A 19,273-nucleotide genomic window follows, 5' to 3' on the forward strand; every position below is an offset into this window, starting at 1 on the left:
ATGATCTCCGATCAAACCACCATTCCGGCAGGGAGCGCGCATTACAAGGCGCGCTCCCTGCGTCGTGTCCTGATCCTTACCGGCATGACGATTGCGCTGTTCCTGTCCTTTGCTGTCGATCTGGCAACCGGACCGGCCAATTATCCGCTGTCTGACGTGATCTTTGCCTTGTTAAACCCATCGGATGCCAGCGATCAGTTGCGCGTCGTGATCTGGGAAATCCGCATGCCTGTCGCCCTGATGGCGCTGACTGTCGGTGCCGGCCTTTCAACCGCAGGCGCCCAGATGCAGACCATCCTTGCCAACCCGCTTGCCAGCCCCTTTACGTTAGGCATTTCGGCCGCAGCCGGTTTTGGCGCTGCTCTGGCGCTGGTTCTTGGCGTTGCGATCCTGCCTGCATTTGTCGAATTCATCATCCCGATCAATGCCTTTGTCATGGCGATGGGAACCGCGCTGATCATTCATTTTTTCAGCCGCATGCGCGGTGTTACGGTTGAAACCATCGTCCTTTTGGGGATTGCGCTGGTCTTTACCTTCAACGCGCTTCTGGCCCTGCTGCAATATCTTGCCAGCGAACAGGCATTGGCCGCAGTTGTGTTCTGGACGATGGGCAGTCTGGTCAAGGCAACCTGGTCCAAGGTTGCGATCACGGCCATTGCGGTTGCCATCGCCCTGCCGCTGTTTACCCGTCAGGCCTGGGCACTGACCGCCCTTAGGTTAGGCGATGCCAAGGCGGAAAGTTTCGGGGTGAATGTCCAGTCGCTGCGGCTCAAAACCATGTTGCTGGTCAGTATGCTGGCGGCAATCCCGGTTTCGTTTGTCGGAACCATCGGTTTTATCGGTCTGGTCGGGCCGCACATCGCCCGTATGCTGGTCGGTGAGGATCAGCGTTTCTTCCTGCCGGCATCCGTCCTGTGCGGGGCGTTGATCCTGTCGGCGACGTCGGTTCTGTCAAAACTTCTGATCCCCGGCGCGATCCTGCCCATTGGGGTAATTACCGCGCTTGTCGGCGTGCCGTTCTTCTTCTCGCTGATTTTCGCAAGCCGGAGGAAATCATGGTAACAACACTTCGTCTTGAAGACCTTGGCACCCGCTACGGCCGTACCCATGTGGTTTCCGGTGTCAGTACGCCGGTTCTGACAGGTGGCGACGTGATTGCCGTCATCGGGCCGAACGCAGCAGGAAAATCAAGCCTGTTCAAACGCGTTGCCGGTCTTGCCAAGGGTGGCGGCAAAGTGCATGTCGAAACGGCGAATTATAGCCGCAACACGATTTGCTACATGCCACAGGATACGGGGTCGAACGCCGTTCTTTCGGTGTATGAGTCGGTTATTCTGGCCGCCAAGCAGGGATCGTCACTACGCGTTCAGGCCGATGAACTGGCCCGGATTGACGATATTCTGGCCGCCCTTCGAATTTCCGATCTGGCCGCGCGCAATCTGGGCGAGCTTAGCGGCGGTCAGCGGCAGCTTGTTGCCATTGCCCAGACGCTGGTGCGTGAACCCGAAATCCTGCTGATGGACGAGCCGACCTCGGCCCTCGATCTGCATCGTCAGATGGAGGTCCTGTCCTTCATGCGCGATATCGCCAAGCGCCAAAAAATGATTGTCCTGATCGCCATTCACGACCTTAACCATGCCCTGCAATATTGCGATCACGCCATGGCAATCCGCAATGGCCGTATGGTGGCATTTGGCGAATGCGCCAAGGTTATTGACCGTGATCTGTTACGCGACGTTTATCAGGTTGACGGCCATGTCGAACACAATTCGCTTGGTCATCCCCATATTGTCCTGCGCGGCCCATTGACCCCCGGCACGGTTGCCGAATATCCGGCGGAACGCATCGCCGCCCAATAACTGGCAATAGTCATCCAATCAGGCAGGCTGAATTCGTTCAGCTTGTCTCTGCCGCGACGCGGTCAATTATATCGGCCATCAAACCATGCAACCGGTCACGGTAACCAGTACGCGCCGACGGTTTGGTTTCGTCCGATGTCATCGCCACGGTCAATTCAAGTGCGGGAACGATGTAAAGCATCTGCCCGCCATATCCCCAGGCATAGATGACATCCTTCCCGGCAATATCGCGCATGAACCAGCCATACCCGTATTCATCACCGGTAAAACGCGAATTTGTCCGGTGCTGCCAGCTTTGATTAATCCAGTCCTGCGTGATGATCTGTGTCCCGTCCGGGGCACGCCCGCCATTGCGGTAAAGTTCGCCAAAAGCCAGAAGGGATGTGGTGCTCATCGCCATCTGGTTACCGCCAAAATAAATTCCCTGCGGATCGCGATCCCAAGCCGTAATGGCAAAACCATTCAGCGGCCCCAGCCATTCACGCGCCAGTTCCAGTGTGGTTTTTCCGGTTTCACGGGTCAGGATGGCCGATAGCAGGTGGCTTGAACCGGTTGAATACAGCATATCTCCGCCCGGATCGTCAGCAAAAGGACGGGCAAGGGCAGCACGCACCCAGTTTGATTGCGCGACCCACTGGCCGTAATACTGCCCCGATGTCCGCCCCAGACCGGCCTGCATCGACAAAAGGTGCCCGATGGTAATTTCAGACAGCCGCGGGTCGGGATCGGCTGGCAACTGATCACGCAGCAAGGGGGCGATTTTCTGATCGGTGCCGGTTAAAACACCCCGTTCAATCCCGATGCCAACCAATGCCGAGATAATCGATTTCGATGCGGATTTGATATTGGTCGACTGATCGGGGGAACTGCCGTGATAGCCTCGCCGTGCGATCACCTCACCACGGTGAGCGACCATCACCGCCTGCAGGGGTTCAAGACGCCCGGCATCCGTCAGAATATCGTCAAGCTCCAAGGATTGTGCCATGGCGGCAATGGGTGTCATTACCGCCACAAACAGCAGAACCGTGCTATATCTGTAAAAGCATCGTCGAATTGTCTTCAACCTTATTCCACCGGTTCGGAAACAGTGCCAAAAGATGCCAGTGCGCGTTCCATCCGCGAAGCGTGGGCATCTTCGACCCGTGACAGGCTTTCGAACCAGTCGGCGATATCATTAAAACCCTCTTGGCGGGCGATACGGGCCATTTCGGGATAACGCGATTTGGCATCGTTCTGTTCGTCGGCAAATGCAGCTTCAAGATTAAGCCGGGTGGTACCGATCGGCTGCCCGGTCACAGGATCCCCGACCTGTTCGAGAAATTCGAGATGACCAAATGCGTGGCCTGTTTCGGCCTCGGCCGTTGCACGGAACATCTCGGCTATTTCAGGATAGCCTTCGATATCGGCCTGTTGCGCAAAATAGAGATAACGGCGATTGACCTGGGCCTCGGCGGCAAATGCCGCACGAAGAAGTTCCTCGGTCCGTGTTCCCTTGAGCACCATTACGGGCTTCCTTATTTGTCGTTGAAGTCTGAAATTTGCGGTGTTGCTGTCACACACATGGGCAAAAAAAAGAGCGACAGTTCCAGACGGGACCGTCGCCTCTGTATTTGTCTTGAAAACCCTGCCCGTCAAGCACTGAAGGGACGTTTCGCGCCATTTCAGGCGGTTTTCATCGACCCGTCATTTCGTTGTCACCGCGCCGCTACAATTGGGACACATCACTGCCCGATACATCAATCAGACAGCAATCAGGCGGCACTGCGTGCCGATTGGCGACGCAAACGAAACACCAGATCAACCGATGCCAGTTCAGTACCGCGCGGCATATTGGGAACACGTGCAAGCTGAACCGCTTCGGCCGGTATATCGCTTAGCATGCCATCTTCTTCGCAATAGAAATGGTAATGCGGGGCCGTGTTCGTATCGAAATAGGACCGACCGGAATCGATCACGATCTCGTTCAGAAGTGCCGCCTCGGTAAACTGATGAAGCGTGTTGTAAACGGTCGCCAGCGATACCTTGATATTCTGGCTCATGGCTTCGGAATGAAGCTGTTCGGCGGTGATGTGCCGATGGCCGTTATCAAACAGCAGGCGGGCCAATGCCAGACGCTGGCGGGTCGGACGCAAGCCGGCCTCTTTCAGACGGTTCAGGGCATGGGTGTAAGGACGCGGGTTCGTCGTCATGAAATTGTCCCTTCATACGCTTTTCAGGACCGGTCAATTCCCGGTTCCCGATCAAATCCAAGCGTATATTAGGGAACCAAGACGCGCCTTTCTTTGATTTTGATCAACTCCAATCATCCCAATTTTCGATGCCGTTTCATCGGCAAGTCATTAAAAAAGGGGCCGAAAACCGGCCCCTTTTTCTGATTTCGATCCATGCAGGACCGGCATTTGGCTTAATCGCCTGTGGCGATCCGGTCGACCAGCTCTTTGACGGTCGGGACAAAGCCATTGGTGTAGAACGGGTCTTCACCAAATTTATAGGCATTGTGACCGGCAAACATCAGTTCGTTTTCAACCATCGCGCCATGCGCAATGTTCTGAAGCGTTTTCTGAATGCAGAACGAACGCGGATCGGCACGTTTGCCGGTGGTGCCGCTATGCTGTTCCCAGTTCGAAAACTGGCACTGCGACAGGCAACCCATGCAGTCGATCTGGTCTTTCTTGATCGTAAGCGCGCTGTCAGGCGTGACAAACACCATGGTTTCGTCAGGTGTCGGCATGCCTTCGGTATAACCGGCATCAAGCCATGCCCGAACCTTGTCGGCATCATCTTCGCGGACATAGATCGGACGACCGCGACGGCCCAGCGGAATACCGACATGCAGGTCGGCTTCTGCGGTACGCGAATAACGGACCTGACGATCGGAACGCTGATGCAGATCTTCAAGGAAGTCGTTGCGAACAGCCGAACTGTAAAAACCGGTCGGGCTGAATTTATGCAGCGAGACGTCGCCGTCCTGCAGCGTCAGCAAACGGTTTTTCCATTCTTCGGAAATCTCGCTTTCCTTGGTCAGAAGCGGACGGGTCCCGAACTGGAAGGCCACCGGGGCGACTTCCGGATTGTCGAGCCAGTCTTCATAGTCACGAAGGAACCAGACGCCACCAGCCATAATGATCGGAACGTCGTTCAGACCGACCGAATTCATGTATTCGCGAAGGGCTGCAACACGCGGGAACGGATCTTCGGGCACCAGCGGGTCTTCGGAATTCGAAAGACCGTTGTGACCGCCAGCGCGCCACGGATCTTCATAGACCACACCACCAAGCCATTCCGGGGTGTTTTTGTACGACCGCAGCCACAAGGCACGGAACGCACGCGCAGAAGATACGATCGGGTAATAATGCACGCCATACTGGGCTGCGATCTGCGATACCTTGTAAGGCATGCCCGCGCCACAGGTCACCCCATGGACAAGACCCTTGGTCCCCTCAAGCACGCCGCGCAGAATTTCTTCCGCACCGCCCATTTCCCAAAGAACGTTCATATGCAGGCGACCTTCGCCGCCGCGCATTTCATGTGCGATCTGTGCCTGGGCGATACCGCCGCGGATGCCATAGGCGATCAGTTCCTGATGGCGCTCACCACGGGTTTTTCCGGCATATTCGACCGGAACCAGATTGCCATTTTCGTCATAAGAATCGGCATTGACGGCGGAAAACGTCCCGATGCCACCAGCAGCTGCCCACGCGCCGGAACTTTTACCCGTCGAAACAGCGATACCTTTACCACCTTCAATCAGTGGCAAGACCTCTTTTCCCGACATGACGAGCGGTTTAAGGGCTTTCAAATTCGTCTCTCCCATTCGGCTTTTCATCGCCAGCGATGCCCCGGCATCGCATTTGGAAAACCGGACGGCGTGTTGTTGTTATCGCCGTCCGGTCTATCAGATCGGATTATTCAGCGTCGCCGGCTTCGAGATCGGCACCGGTTTCCTGGTCAACGCGTTTCATCGACAATTTGATCTTGCCGCGATCATCAAAGCCAATGACCTTGACCTTGACCGCATCGCCTTCCTTGACGATATCCGAAACCTGCTTGACGCGTTCCTGCGCCAGTTCGGAGATGTGGACCAGACCGTCGCGCGCGCCAAAGAAATTGACGAATGCGCCAAAGTCGACAGCCTTAACAACCTTACCATCATAGATATGGTTCAATTCAGGTTCCGCAACGATCGATTTGATCCAATCGACAGCCTGTTTGCCTTTTGCACCGTCGGTATGTGCAACAGTGATCGAACCATCGTCTTCGATATCAACCTTGGCACCGGTTTCTTCGCAGATTTCACGAATGACCTTGCCGCCCGAACCGATAACGTCACGGATCTTGTCACGCGGGATCGAGAACTGGGTGATGGTCGGTGCATTACCCGAAACTTCACCACGTGCTTCCGGAAGTGCTTTGGACATTTCGCCAAGGATGTGCAGACGGCCGTCGCGGGCCTGGCCAAGTGCGATCTGCATGATATCCGGAGTCACCGAGGTGATCTTGATATCCATCTGAAGTGAGGTGATACCGTTTTCGGTACCGGCAACCTTGAAGTCCATATCGCCAAGGTGATCTTCATCACCCATGATGTCGGACAGAACGGCGAAATCATCGCCTTCCTTGATCAGACCCATGGCAATACCGGCAACCGGACGTGCCAGCGGAACACCGGCATCCATCATTGCAAGCGAGGTTGCGCAAACAGTCGCCATCGAGGACGAACCGTTCGATTCGGTGACTTCGGAAACGATACGGATGGTGTAAGGGAACGCGTCCTTGCCCGGCATCAGCGGGTGCAGGGCGCGCCATGCCAGTTTACCGTGACCGATTTCACGACGGCCCGGGGAACCCATGCGGCCAGCTTCACCGACCGAGTAGGGCGGGAAGTTGTAGTGCAGCATGAAGTTTTCGCGGTATTCACCGTCCAGCGCATCGACGATCTGCTCGTCCTGACCGGTGCCAAGGGTGGCAACGGCAAGTGCCTGGGTTTCACCACGGGTAAAGATCGCAGAACCATGCGCGCGCGGCAGAACCGAAACTTCGCCAAGGATCGGGCGAACGTCAGCACCGGTACGGCCATCGATACGTTTGCCGGTCTTCAGGATCGCACCGCGAACGATGTCTTTTTCCAGATCCTTGATGATCGACGAAACCTTGCCTTTCAGGGCATCGGCGACTTCTTCTTCAGCCAGTTTCTCGGCAATGGCAGCTTTGGCGTCGGAAACAGCAGCCGAACGCTCCTGCTTGACGACATGGCTGTATGCCTTGGTCAGGCCATCGGTGCCAAGGGCAGCAACTTTTTCGACCAGTGCATCATAGCCTTCCGGCAGTTCTGCGATATCGCGCGGCTCTTTCGCGGCATCTTCGGCCAGCGAAATGATCAGATCGAGAACCGGCTGGAACTGCTCGTGACCGAATTTAACAGCACCAAGCATGATTTCTTCCGAAAGCTCGCTGGCTTCGGATTCAACCATCATCACACCGTCACGGGTACCGGCAACAACCAGGTCAAGGTCGCTTTCCTTAACCGACTCGGTCGCCGGGTTCAGAATATATTCGCCGTCTTTGTAACCGACGCGTGCGGCACCGATCGGGCCGAGGAACGGCAGACCTGAAATCGTCAGCGCAGCAGATGCGCCGATCATGGCAACCACGTCCGGATCGTTTTCCATGTCATGCGACAGAACGGTACAAACGATCTGGGTTTCGTTGCGATACAGCGGGTGGAACAGCGGACGGATCGGACGGTCGATCAGACGCGAAACCAGGGTTTCCTTTTCCGAAGGACGGCCTTCACGCTTGAAGAAACCACCCGGGATCTTACCGGCAGCGAATGCCTTTTCCTGGTAGTTCACGGTCAGCGGGAAAAAGTCGATATCCGGGCGCGGTGATTTCGCGCCAACAGCGGTACAAAGGACAACGGTCTCGCCATAGGTGACCATGACGGCACCATCGGCCTGGCGCGCGACCTTGCCGGTTTCGAGAACCAGCTTGGCATTGCCCCACTGCATTTCCTTGCGGACGACATTAAACATTATTTTCTCTTCCTCTTACAAACCTTCAGCGGACCCGGATAGTCTTACACGAGTTCCGAACACATTAATTATGAGGCTTTCATAAAAGCTGCATAATTAATGGGTCCGGACCAAGCAAAGAGGTCGGCCCATCCGACCCTGCTTCCCCGTGTTTCCCGATCCGCTCGGGACATTAAAAAAACGACGGCGGAGGGGATCAACCACCTCCGCCGCAGTTCGATATCAGCGGCGAATACCGAGGCGTTCGATAACGGTCTCGTAACGCGACTGGTCTTTGCGCTGCAGGTACTTCAGCAGACGACGGCGCTGGCCAACCATCATGAGAAGACCACGACGGCTGTGGAAGTCGTGGTTATGTTCTTTCATGTGTTCGGTCAGGTTCTTGATCCGCTCGGTCAGGATTGCAACCTGGACTTCGGGGGAACCGGTGTCACCGTCTTTCTGAGCATATTCTTTGATCAGCTCAGCTTTGCGTTCAGCAGTAATCGACATCAGGCATCCTTTCGCCTTTAGAGATTAAAAACACGTACAGGCCGGATTTCGCCGCCACTGATCTCCGCCAACGCAACCGCGCGGTCATGGAGCATGGCGCAGACGATATCGTCCTGCACGACGGGGTTTTCGAGGGCACTGCGTTTTGCCACCGGCAACAACCCGACAGGTTGTCCACTCGATAGCCGCTGCGCCTCGACTTCGGTCAGGGCCAGCGCCGGGATGTCGTCCAGCGCGGTCTCGACCGGAAGCAATTTCTCCAACACCGCATCCGGATCCATTTCGAGCAATTCCGCAAGCGGAATGGAACTCGTTTCAGGAAACGGCCCCGCCGATGTCCGGCGAAGGGCGGATATATGACCGACAGAACCAAGGCGCAGCGCGATATCGCGCGCCAAAGACCGCATATATGCCCCCTTGCCCGAAACAACTTCGAGAACGGCATGATCGCGATCCGGCATATCGACCAGTCGAAGATCCTTGATCAGAATCGGACGCGGTTTAAGCACCACGTCTTCATCGCGACGCGCAAGATCATAGGCACGCTTGCCATTGACCTTGATCGCCGAAAACTTTGGCGGCACCTGCTGAATTTCGCCAATAAACTCACCCAGCACGGCCTTTATCTCGTCTGCATCCGGACGATGATCCGAGGTGGCAGTAACTTCGCCCTCGGCATCGTCGGTGCTGCGTGCTTCGCCGAACTTCAGCGTCACACGATAACTTTTGCTTCCATCCATGACATAGGCAACCGTTTTTGTCGCCTCGCCAAATGCAATAGGCAGGACACCACTCGCCAATGGATCGAGTGTCCCGCCGTGACCGGCCTTTGCCGCATCAAGCAGCCGACGTACCTGATTGACCACCGTCGAAGACGTGATTTCCAGGGGCTTGTCGACCGCCAGCCAGCCATTGATGCTTCTACCGCGACGCCGACGCGCCATCAGTCGTCCTCATTCTCATGGTCGTCCGACCCGTCCGCCGCAAGATCCTGAGCAACATGCGGGTCACGCAGGAGGGCACCGATATGGTCGGCGACATCGAAACTTTTGTCTTCAACAAAACGCAATGCCGGTACGTATTTCATGTGAACCGTACGCGCCACATGGGTACGCAAATGGCCCTTCTGACGCGTCAGCGCCTTGAGCGAGGTTTCCGCCTCGCCCCCGCCAAGCGGCGTAAAGGATACCATGGCATTGCGCATATCCGGGCTCAGACTGACGCCGGTAATGGTTACCGGGCGCCTGGTCAGGTCCGGGTCGTAAATATCTCCGCGTTCAAGTGCCTGCGACAGGGCCTGGCGGATTTCCTCCGCCACGCGCAACTGTCGCTGACTTGGTGCTTTGGCCGGTTGCTTCGCCATATCGTCAATCCACCGTCTTAAAGTTCGACGGCGATTTCCTCCTGCTCGAAGCACTCGATCATATCGCCGACCTGCAGGTCATTATATTTGGCGAATGACATGCCACATTCATAGCCCTCGCGGACTTCTTTTACTTCATCCTTGAAGCGACGCAGTGTGGACAGCTCGCCCGAATGGATCACGACGTTGTCGCGAAGCAGGCGAACACCCGCACCACGCTTGACGGTACCTTCGGTAACCATACAACCGGCAATCTTGTTGCCCGAGATGGTGAAGATGTCGCGGATTTCCGCGTAACCCAGGAACTTCTCGCGGACTTCCGGCGACAGCATGCCCGACAGCATCTTTTTGATGTCGTCTGCAACATCATAGATGATCGAGTAATAGCGAATGTCGACATTGTCGCGACGGGACTGTTCGCGAGCCTGTTGGTTGGCACGAACGTTAAAGCCGATGATCAGCGCATTCGACGCACGCGCCAGCGTGACATCGGATTCGTTGATCCCGCCAACACCACTATGCAGGACACGGACACTGACTTCCTCGTTACCCAGCTTCTGCAGGGTACCAATAAGCGCTTCGACAGAACCCTGCACGTCACCTTTGATAAGGATCGGCAGTTCTTTGACCTCGCCCGAGCTCGAGAACATGTTCTCAAGTGCCGATTTCTTCATCGCGGCAGCCTGCGTTTCGCGGATGCGACGCTGACGATAATCGGAAATCTCGCGGGCTTTGGCTTCGTTTTCGACAACGACAAAGTCATCACCAGCCGACGGCACGCCGTTCAGACCGGTTACTTCGACCGGCATGCCCGGAATGGCTTCTTCGATACGAACGCCATGATCGTTGACCAGCGCACGAACGCGACCCCATTCGGCACCCGTGACAAAGATATCGCCGTTTTTAAGCGTACCGCGCTGAACCAGAACCGTGGCAACCGGGCCGCGGCCTTTTTCCATACGGGCTTCAACGACAACACCGTCAGCAACACGTGCCGGGTTGGCTTTAAGGTCAAGAACCTCGGCCTGCAGCAGAATGGCTTCTTCAAGTTCGGTCAGGCCAAGACCCTGCTTTGCCGAAACTTCAATACACTGAACTTCACCACCCATTTCCTCGACGACGACTTCGTGCTGAAGCAGTTCGGTTTTAACCTTGGTCGGGTTTGCGCCCTGCTTGTCGATCTTGTTGATCGCAATGATCATCGGCACGCCAGCCGCTTTTGCATGGCTGATGGCTTCGATCGTCTGCGGCATGACCGAGTCGTCAGCAGCAACAACCAGAACGACGATATCGGTAACCTTGGCACCGCGCGAACGCATCTCGGTGAATGCAGCGTGGCCCGGTGTATCGATGAAGGTGATCTTCGAACCGGTTTCCATCGTCACCTGATAGGCACCGATATGCTGGGTGATGCCGCCGGCTTCACCACTGACAACGTCAGTTTTGCGCAGAGCATCCAGCAACGAGGTTTTACCATGGTCAACGTGACCCATGACGGTCACAACCGGCGGACGACCGATCAGCTGATCTTCGTTGTCGTCTGCAGTGACCAGCGCTTCTTCAACGTCGGCATCCGAAACGCGTTTCATCTTGTGACCGAATTCCTCGACAACCAGTTGTGCGGTATCGGGATCAAGGCTCTGGTTGATGGTTGCCATAACGCCAAGGCCCATCAGGCACTTGATCACGTCGGCAGCACGTTCGGCCATACGGTTGGCAAGTTCCTGAACGGTGATCGCGTCCGGAACAATAACATCACGTACGATTTTCTCTTTCGGCTTCTGCTGCCCCTGCATACGGGCCTTGGCTTTTGCCTGCTGACGCTTGATCGAGGCCATCGAACGACGACGGCCACCTTCGTCACCGGTCATTGCATTGTTGATCGAAAGCTTGCCACGACGACGGCCTTCGTCGCCTTTCGTGCGCGCGGCACGGCCAAGAGCTTCCTCTTCGGCGCGTTTGCGTGCGGCTGCACTACGGGCTTCTTCCTCGTCCAGTTCCTTGCGGCTTTTCGGCTTGACGGTGGACGGGTCAGCACGACGACGTTCTTCCGGAACCAGCGGCTCTGCCGGTTCACCAGGAATGATCTCTTCCTGTTTTTTCGCAACAGCAGCGGGTTTCGGCTTGGATTTGCCTTTAGCGGTCGATGCTTCAAGGGCCTTTTCGACTTCTTCAACAGAAACCGGGGCTTCCTTTTCAAGCACAGGAGCTTCTGCCGCAGCAGCTTTTGCTGCCTCGGCTTCTTCCTGTTTGCGACGTTCGGCTTCTTCTGCCTTGCGTTTGCTTTCCTCGGCGGCACGTACAGCTGCGTCGGCTTCTTCCTGCTTACGGCGCTCTTCGGCTGCTTTCAGGGCGGCCATACGGGCTGCGCGCTCGCTATCGGTCAGATTGCTATGGTCTTCAACCGGCTCAGGTTTGGCAACCGGCTCAGGTTTGGCAGCCGGTGCCGGTGCGGCAGGTTGCTGCTGCTGTTCAGCAACCGCATCCTTTTTCACTTCACGGAAGCGGCCGGATTCGTTCTTTTCGAAAGTCCGCTTCTTGCGCACTTCGACAGTCACAGATTTGGACCGTCCATGCGAGAAGCTCTGACGTACCTGCCCAGCCTCGACCGTCTTGCTCAGTTCAAGTTTCGATCTGTTGAGGCTCAGCGGTTTCTTCTCCTGATCGCGATCACTCATAATCCGTCCAACTTCCTCATTTCCTGCGGGACCGGCATCCTTTGCCTGTCCTGTCCTGTCCGTTCTGCGCAAGCCTGCCTTCAGACCGCGCGAAATCCTTCTAGCCGCCCAAGCGAACGACTTAACTGCTTTGCCAGTCCACCCGGCGCAACAGCCACATGTACTGCTTTCTCGCGACCAAAGGCCGCGCCAATCTCGGCAGCATCCAGAACGGTATAAATCGGCAGATCCCGGGCCTTCGCCTCGATCTTGGATTTTCCGTCCGCAGCACCATCTCGGGCTGCCAATATCATTGCCGCGCCCTCGTCAATCTGGGCCCGGACTTTTTCGTAGCCAGCAACCGCCTGACCGGCTCTGCGCGCAAGCGACAGCAGATCAAGGCTTTTCTGAAGCAAAAGCTTCTCGATCCGGTCTGCCAGCGCAGGGTCAATCACGACTTTTTGCCGCGCCGCCTTGGCAAAGGCATTTTTTGCACAGGCGGTATTTATCACATCCCGCGACGGGCACAACCATAATCCCCGTCCGGGCAACCGTTCCTCAAGATCGGGAACGACCGTGTCATCCGGTCCGATCACAACCCTGAGAAGGTCCTCCTTGGGCCGGACTTCGCCGGTGACGATACACCGGCGTTCCGGAACCTCGGCTACCTTGCCGCCTTTACGGTGCGACATGGCGTCCTCCGATCAGCCCTCAGGCTTCTTCGCCTTCTTCGGCATCCTCGGAAACTTCTTCTTCAAGCCCTTCGAACCAGCCAAGCTGACGACGTGCATCCATGATCAGGTCATTGGCCTGGTCCATGGTCATGTTGTCTGCATCACCGACATATTCGATCAGCTCGTCACTTGCGAGATCGGCGAAGTCTTCAAGGGTTTTGACGTCATTCTCGCCAAGGCGAACAACAACGGCCAGCGACAGTCCGCCAAACTCGACGAGGTCATCGGCAACCTTGAGCTCTTCGCGGCGTTTCTGAAGACGTTCGGCTTCTTCGGCAAGGAAGGTGCGTGCGCGGGTGCGCAGCTCTTCGGCGATTTCTTCTTCAAAACCTTCGATCTCTGCCAGTTCGGCCAGCGGCACGTAACCAACTTCCTCGATCGAGGTAAAGCCTTCGGCGACCAGAAGATGGGCAATGACTTCATCAACATCAAGTGCCTTGATGAACATTTCCGCCCGTTTGCGGGCTTCTTCCTGGCGACGTTCGCTTTCGTCTTCCTCGGTCAGGATATCGATATCCCATCCGGTCAGCTGCGATGCCAGACGCACATTCTGGCCACGACGGCCAATGGCAAGGCTCAGCTGATCATCGGGAACGACAACTTCGATACGGTTGGTTTCTTCATCAAGAACAACCTTGGTGACCTCGGCCGGAGCCAATGCGTTCACAACAAAGGTTGCCGGGTCTTCCGACCACTGGATGATGTCGATTTTCTCACCCTGAAGCTCGCCGACAACGGCCTGAACGCGCGAACCACGCATACCGACACATGCCCCGACGGGATCAATGGAATTATCGGACGACTGAACCGAGATCTTGGCGCGCGAACCCGGGTCACGGGCAACCGATTTGATTTCAATAATGCCGTCGTAGATTTCCGGCACTTCCTGGGCAAACAGTTTTGCCATGAAAGTCGGATGGGTACGCGACAGGAAGATTTGCGGACCACGCTGTTCACGACGCACATCAAGGATCAGCGCACGAACGCGATCTCCCTGACGGACGGTTTCACGCGGGATCAGTTCTTCACGGCGCAGAATGGCTTCCGCCCGACCCATATCGACCAGAACGTTACCGAATTCGACGCGCTTGACGACGCCGTTGATCACTTCACCGGCACGGTCTTTATATTCTTCGAACTGACGTTCACGTTCCGCGTCACGGACTTTCTGCACGATGACCTGTTTTGCGGTCTGCGCAGCAATACGTCCGAAATCGATCGGCGGCAGCGGATCAATCAGAAACTCACCAAGCTGGATATTTTCGTCGCGAATACGCGCCTGTTCCAGCGACATCTGGGTGAAGTCGTTTTCAATATCGTCCGTGACCTCGATGAAACGGGCCAGTTTGATTTCACCGGTTTTACGGTCGATATGGGCACGGATGTCATGCTCATGGCCATATCTGGAACGACCGGCCTTCTGGATGGCCTGTTCCATTGCACCAAGAACTTCATCACGATCAATGCCCTTTTCACGGGCAACGGCATCTGCGACCTGCAAAAGTTCCGGCCGCGGCATTCCCGAAGTTGCTTCCATATCCAACCTCTATTCTGCGTTATCGTCAGACCGGCCCTTGCCGGTGACATGCGCGATCAATTCATCCGTCAGCACCAATTTCGATTTGGCGATATCGGCCAACGGCAACAATTCACGTTCGCCATCGACAATCAAGGCGACCGCATCATCTTCGATTCCATCCAGCTTTCCGCTGAAACGGCGACGGCCATTCTGGGCTATCACCAGTTCGACCTTTGCCTCGAACCCGCGCCAGACATCAAAGTCCTTGGCACGGGTCAGCGGGCGGTCAATACCCGGCGAACTGACTTCAAGGTGATAAGCCCCCGAAATCGGGTCCTCAACATCCATCAGGGCAGAAACGGTACGGCTGATTTCGGCGCAATCCTCGACATTGATGCTGCCGTTGCCATCCGCACGATCCGCCATGATCTGCAGGACATTGCTGTCCTTGCCCATCATGGAGACACGTACCAGTTCGAAACCCAGCGCGTTGATCGACGGTTCGATAATCTCCGTGATCCGCATCATCAGCGGGTCTTTCAACTGTTGTCCGATCAGCTCAGCCATATAGCGATGCCATACCCCAAAAAGCACAAAAGAGCGGGCGGAGGGCCCACTCTTTGTCAGAATTTACAAAAAGCTTGGCGGCTTTATACAGCCGGTTTTGCCAGAAATCAAGTCACGATCCTGACCCCGCAAGCCTTTCAACCAAGGGATTTGCGCCTATGCAGCCAGCTTGCGATCTTCGATCAAAAGTGTCCGGAAAAAGTCAAAGGCAGCAATCGCACCATCAATCACTTCCTGTTCCTGTTCCGCAGTAAGCGCCAAGCCATTGACCTGATCAACAAATTCGCGCCAATGCTTGCCGCGACCATCTTCATGTCCAGCCAGATGACGGGCACCAAACCCGGTATCCAGCCCGATATTTCCGGCTGCTTTGAGCAAGAAGGCAGCCCCAAGCGACGAACCTTCACAAACATATAACCATCCCAGACGGGCCATTCCGGTTTTCGGGACAGAGGATGGCATACCATTTTCCGGTAAACTGCATTGCAGATCTGCAAGATCTGCACAGACATCATTGAACCGACTGCGTGCCGAAAGCCCGGGTATCAGTTCGTTCAGGTCACTCGCATCATAAAGCGGTTTTACAGCGCGGTGAAACACATACTGCATACCGACAAACCGGGCATAGTTATCGCGGCTTTCGAACGGCGCCATTTCCATCACCATATCGTCGATATGCTGATGGTCGCCGGTTGTTGCCTGTTTAAGGGTCTGAAGCAGGGTTTTCACTGCGCCGTCTGCCGTTACATCCAAAGTCATACCGATCACCTTTCGTCCCTGTCCGCAAATGCCGCATAACTCAGCAGCCCGTTAAACCAGAAACGATCCGGGGTGTTCGATATCCGAAACAGATGGCAAATTATTCTTCACGGAATGCACGGGCAAACTGATCGGTTAGCGGTTTGGCAAGATAACTGAGTGCGGTGCGCTCCCCCGTCGCAATGAAGGTTTCCACCGGCATACCGGGCATCAAACCTTGACCATCAAGTTTCTTCATCTCACCAGCTGCAATTTTTACCCGAACATTGTAGTAGGTCTCCCCGGTCAGTTCATCGCGTGACAAATCCGCTGCCACAAAAGAAACCGTTCCGGAAAGCTCCGGCGTGGTACGCTGGTTAAAGGCGGTAAAACGCAGCATCGCCTTTTGTCCCGAATGAACCTGATCAATGTCGTTTGGGCTGGTCCGAGCTTCGATTACCAGTTCATCCTGATCGGGGACAATACCCATGATCCGATCCCCGGCTGCAACCACACCGCCAACAGTATGTACCGCCATCTGATAAATCGTTCCCCCATAAGGCGCGCGAATATCGATACGACGCAGCTGGTCGCGCAAGGCAACCTGTTTTTGCATCAATTCTGCCAATTGCTGATCAATGTCGCCCAGTTCAGTCAGAACGTCAGTTTGACGGTCCCGGTCAAGCTGCAGGATCGACATTTCGGTTTCCGAGATTTGCATACCAGTCGCGGCAATCTGTGCCGTCAGCTCTCCGTGCTTGCCGCCCAGACTGGCACGTTCACGGCGTAATGCCGCCACACGGGTAATCGGCACGAGTTGCTTTTTATAAAGCATTTCAAGACCTGCAAGCTCGTCGCGAATATGACGGCTTTCTTCTTCGTTGGCAGTTTTCTGCGCCTCAAGCCCGACAATCGTCTCCGAAAGCTGCAACAGTTTCTGCTGAAGCTGCGCTTTTTCGCCTTCAAGGCTTCTGCGCCGTGCTTCGAAAAGCTTTGTTTCGGCCGCGACCAGTTCGGTAACTGTCGTCTCCTTCATCCGAGACATGAACGGATCGGGCACGGTAATGGTTTCAGCATCGTTCCGTTCGGCAATCAACCGCATCTTGCGCGCCCGCAAGGCATCAATCTGACTGTCTACAATACCGAGGCTTGCACGCGCCATCGTATCATCCAGCCGAATCAGAAGATCACCAGCTTGTACCCGATCACCGTCACGTACGTGGATTTCGCCGACAATGCCGCCGTCAGGATGCTGCACATCCTTTACATTGCTTTCGACAACCAGCTTGCCGGACGCAACCACCGCCCCGGAGAGACTTGCCATCGCCATCCAGCTTCCCAAACCGATGAACAGCGCCAAAACGGCCGTCACACCAAACAGGGTATGGCGGCGTAAACTTTGCAGCGCAGGACTGAGGTCCAAGGCGGTTTTCGACGATGTGTGTAACGATTTTCTGGTCATGCGCTTTCTCCAACCTGGCGCATGGTTTTGCGCAGAATGTCGTCACGCGCACCAAACGCAACCTGTCGCCCGTCCTGAATGACCATCGCCAGATTGACCGTTGCAAGGGCGCCGGGGCGATGGGCGATCATGATGACAATCGCCCCGCGTTGCCGGGCCAAGCGGACAGATTCAATCAGGGCCTGTTCCCCGGCGCTGTCGAGGCTGGAATTGGGTTCATCAAGCACAATCAGGAACGGATCACCGAACAGGGCACGTGCCAATCCGATCCGTTGCCTTTGCCCGCCCGATAAAACCACACCGCCACTTCCGACCAGCGTGTCGTATCCCTTGGGCAGGGACAGGATCATGTCATGCACCCCGGCCGATTGCGCGGCCTTAACGATCGCCGCCGGGTCCGCGTCATGGCGCAGCCTTGCGATATTGCGCGCGACGGTATCATCAAACAGATCAACATCCTGCGGCAGATAGCCGATATGCGTACCCAGCCGGTCCGGTTCCCAGTGATCAAGCTCCGCCCCGTCCAGACGAATGGTACCGTTCTGGATCGTTCCGATCCCGACCAGCGCGCGACCGAATGTCGATTTCCCCGATCCGCTGGGTCCGATAATGCCAAGCCCGTCACCTGCTTTCAAGGTCACGTCACTGATGCGCAACAACACCCGGCCAGGTGCCATCGGCTTGCCCTCCGCCCGCGTTGCAGGGGCCCGAACGATCAGATTGGAAACCTGCAGGCTTTTTTGCGGGGCAGGCAGTTCGAGGCGTTCAGACGTTTTTTGTGTATCGGCAAAACAGCGTTCAAGACGATGGCGCGATTGACGTGCACCAACAAATCCGCGCCAGTTGCCAATCGCCTGTTCGACCGGAGACAATGCCCGAGCTGTCAGGATTGATGCGGCAACCATCACACCCGGTGTTACTTCCTGCAGGATCGCCAAATAGGCACCAAGTGCCAGAACACCGGACTGCATCGCAAGGCGAATGACCTTGATATAGGCCGAGAAGGTCGAGTTGACGTCGCCGACACCGGTATTGTCGCGCAGATAACGGTCATTCAACCGCGCCCAACAGGCATTGAACGTTCCCTGCATTCCCATGGCGCGAATGGCTTCGGCGTTGCGGCGACCAGCTTCGACCAGACTGGCCCGTGAAACGGCCTGACGGTTCATGCGTTCAACCTGCTTCCGGGTGGCAAGCTCGCTGATCAGCGTCAGGATCACAAGGAGGATACCGCCAACGAGGGCCAAAAAACCAAGCCAAGGATGAAAAACAAAAACGATGCCCAGAAACAGCGGCATCCATGGCATATCACAAATCGCGATGGGCCCGGCGCCGCCCAGAAACTGGCGAATCTGATCAAGATCGTTAAGCGGTCTTACGGCTGCGTTATCATTTCGCAGCACCTGATCAAGAGTGGTTGCCAGCGCCAGCGGTCCGACCTGCTCATCCACCCGCCAGCCGATCCGCACCAGCATACGCGCCCGAAGCGCATCGACAGTGCCCAGAAACAGATACAGCGCCAGCATCAAAACCACGAGCGCAACCAGCGTCGGCACACTACGGCTCGCCAGAACCCGGTCATAAACCTGCAGCATGAAAAGCGGCCCGGTCAGCATCAGGATATTTGACACACCGCTAAGTGCTGCGACCGACAGGAACGCGCCACGCAAGGATCGAATGGCGGCCGCCAGCGGCGAGGATACGGGCGATTTGCGCAAATGATGCGAATGGACCTGTTCAAACACGCTGTTTCCATTCCGGAGAAGAAAAAGATAGGATGAGGTGGGCACCGCTGTTACGCGGTGCCCTGCATTGAAAGACCTTGTGCTCGTTCCGCTGCTTGCGGAGCG

The 19,273-nt window shown here is 56.0% G+C and carries 17 protein-coding genes; 2 read left to right on the forward strand and 15 right to left on the reverse strand.

The window, feature by feature from the left end; translation table 11 throughout:
• Both AUP42_RS05960 and AUP42_RS05965 read left to right on the forward strand, forming a co-directional pair.
• On the forward strand, positions 1-1,062 hold the full coding sequence (locus tag AUP42_RS05960) for a FecCD family ABC transporter permease (RefSeq protein ID WP_082824676.1): 1,062 nt from the start codon (positions 1-3) through the stop codon (positions 1,060-1,062).
• Positions 1,056-1,859 carry an ABC transporter ATP-binding protein gene (locus AUP42_RS05965; RefSeq protein ID WP_062949875.1) on the forward strand — a complete coding sequence of 268 codons (804 nt, stop codon included), beginning with the start codon at positions 1,056-1,058 and terminating at the stop codon, positions 1,857-1,859. Before AUP42_RS05960 ends, AUP42_RS05965 begins: the two co-directional genes overlap by 7 nt.
• A 37-nt stretch (positions 1,860-1,896) precedes the next feature.
• Here AUP42_RS05965 and AUP42_RS05970 read toward each other — a convergent pair whose 3' ends face one another.
• From AUP42_RS05970 to AUP42_RS06040, 15 genes are all read right to left on the reverse strand, one after another.
• Positions 1,897-2,862 carry a serine hydrolase domain-containing protein gene (locus tag AUP42_RS05970; RefSeq protein WP_062949877.1) on the reverse strand — a complete coding sequence of 322 codons (966 nt, stop codon included), beginning with the start codon at positions 2,860-2,862 and terminating at the stop codon, positions 1,897-1,899.
• A 62-nt stretch (positions 2,863-2,924) separates the two neighbouring features.
• Positions 2,925-3,362: a rubrerythrin family protein gene (locus AUP42_RS05975; RefSeq protein ID WP_062949879.1), complete on the reverse strand. Its 438-nt coding sequence runs from the start codon at positions 3,360-3,362 to the stop codon at positions 2,925-2,927.
• A 248-nt stretch (positions 3,363-3,610) separates the two neighbouring features.
• A complete protein-coding gene (irrA, locus tag AUP42_RS05980; protein ID WP_062949881.1) occupies positions 3,611-4,048 on the reverse strand; it encodes an iron response transcriptional regulator IrrA in 438 nt (145 codons plus the stop codon).
• Between the two features lie 215 nt (positions 4,049-4,263).
• Entirely contained in the window at positions 4,264-5,658 is a 1,395-nt protein-coding gene (locus AUP42_RS05985) for an NAD(P)H-dependent flavin oxidoreductase (protein ID WP_062949883.1), read from the reverse strand.
• A gap of 106 nt (positions 5,659-5,764) precedes the next feature.
• Complete coding sequence (gene pnp / locus AUP42_RS05990) at positions 5,765-7,891, reverse strand: polyribonucleotide nucleotidyltransferase (RefSeq protein WP_062949885.1); 2,127 nt, start codon at positions 7,889-7,891, stop codon at positions 5,765-5,767.
• A 222-nt stretch (positions 7,892-8,113) separates the two neighbouring features.
• Entirely contained in the window at positions 8,114-8,383 is a 270-nt protein-coding gene (gene rpsO, locus AUP42_RS05995; RefSeq protein ID WP_007088414.1) for a 30S ribosomal protein S15, read from the reverse strand.
• Between the two features lie 17 nt (positions 8,384-8,400).
• Positions 8,401-9,327, reverse strand: a complete 927-nt coding sequence (gene truB / locus AUP42_RS06000; protein WP_062949887.1) for a tRNA pseudouridine(55) synthase TruB — start codon at positions 9,325-9,327, stop codon at positions 8,401-8,403.
• Positions 9,327-9,746: a 30S ribosome-binding factor RbfA gene (gene rbfA / locus AUP42_RS06005; protein WP_062949889.1), complete on the reverse strand. Its 420-nt coding sequence runs from the start codon at positions 9,744-9,746 to the stop codon at positions 9,327-9,329. Before rbfA ends, truB begins: the two co-directional genes overlap by 1 nt.
• Before the next feature lie 17 nt (positions 9,747-9,763).
• Positions 9,764-12,424 (reverse strand): translation initiation factor IF-2, encoded by a 2,661-nt coding sequence (infB, locus tag AUP42_RS06010; protein WP_062949891.1) that lies wholly within the window; start codon positions 12,422-12,424, stop codon positions 9,764-9,766.
• Between the two features lie 80 nt (positions 12,425-12,504).
• Complete coding sequence (locus AUP42_RS06015; protein WP_062949892.1) at positions 12,505-13,095, reverse strand: RNA-binding protein; 591 nt, start codon at positions 13,093-13,095, stop codon at positions 12,505-12,507.
• A gap of 19 nt (positions 13,096-13,114) precedes the next feature.
• Positions 13,115-14,674, reverse strand: coding sequence for a transcription termination factor NusA (gene nusA, locus AUP42_RS06020; protein WP_062949894.1), 1,560 nt, complete (start codon positions 14,672-14,674; stop codon positions 13,115-13,117).
• A gap of 9 nt (positions 14,675-14,683) precedes the next feature.
• A complete protein-coding gene (gene rimP / locus AUP42_RS06025; RefSeq protein WP_082824696.1) occupies positions 14,684-15,223 on the reverse strand; it encodes a ribosome maturation factor RimP in 540 nt (179 codons plus the stop codon).
• Between the two features lie 156 nt (positions 15,224-15,379).
• Positions 15,380-15,982 carry a biliverdin-producing heme oxygenase gene (locus AUP42_RS06030; protein ID WP_062949896.1) on the reverse strand — a complete coding sequence of 201 codons (603 nt, stop codon included), beginning with the start codon at positions 15,980-15,982 and terminating at the stop codon, positions 15,380-15,382.
• Between the two features lie 100 nt (positions 15,983-16,082).
• Positions 16,083-17,423: an HlyD family type I secretion periplasmic adaptor subunit gene (locus AUP42_RS06035; RefSeq protein ID WP_062949898.1), complete on the reverse strand. Its 1,341-nt coding sequence runs from the start codon at positions 17,421-17,423 to the stop codon at positions 16,083-16,085.
• A complete protein-coding gene (locus AUP42_RS06040; protein WP_082824677.1) occupies positions 17,420-19,168 on the reverse strand; it encodes a type I secretion system permease/ATPase in 1,749 nt (582 codons plus the stop codon). The genes AUP42_RS06035 and AUP42_RS06040 overlap by 4 nt, the downstream gene beginning before the upstream one ends.
• Positions 19,169-19,273: the final 105 nt, after the last annotated feature.

It is taken from the genome of Thalassospira lucentensis, from assembly GCF_001613805.1.
In the GTDB taxonomy this organism is placed as follows: domain Bacteria; phylum Pseudomonadota; class Alphaproteobacteria; order Rhodospirillales; family Thalassospiraceae; genus Thalassospira; species Thalassospira lucentensis_A.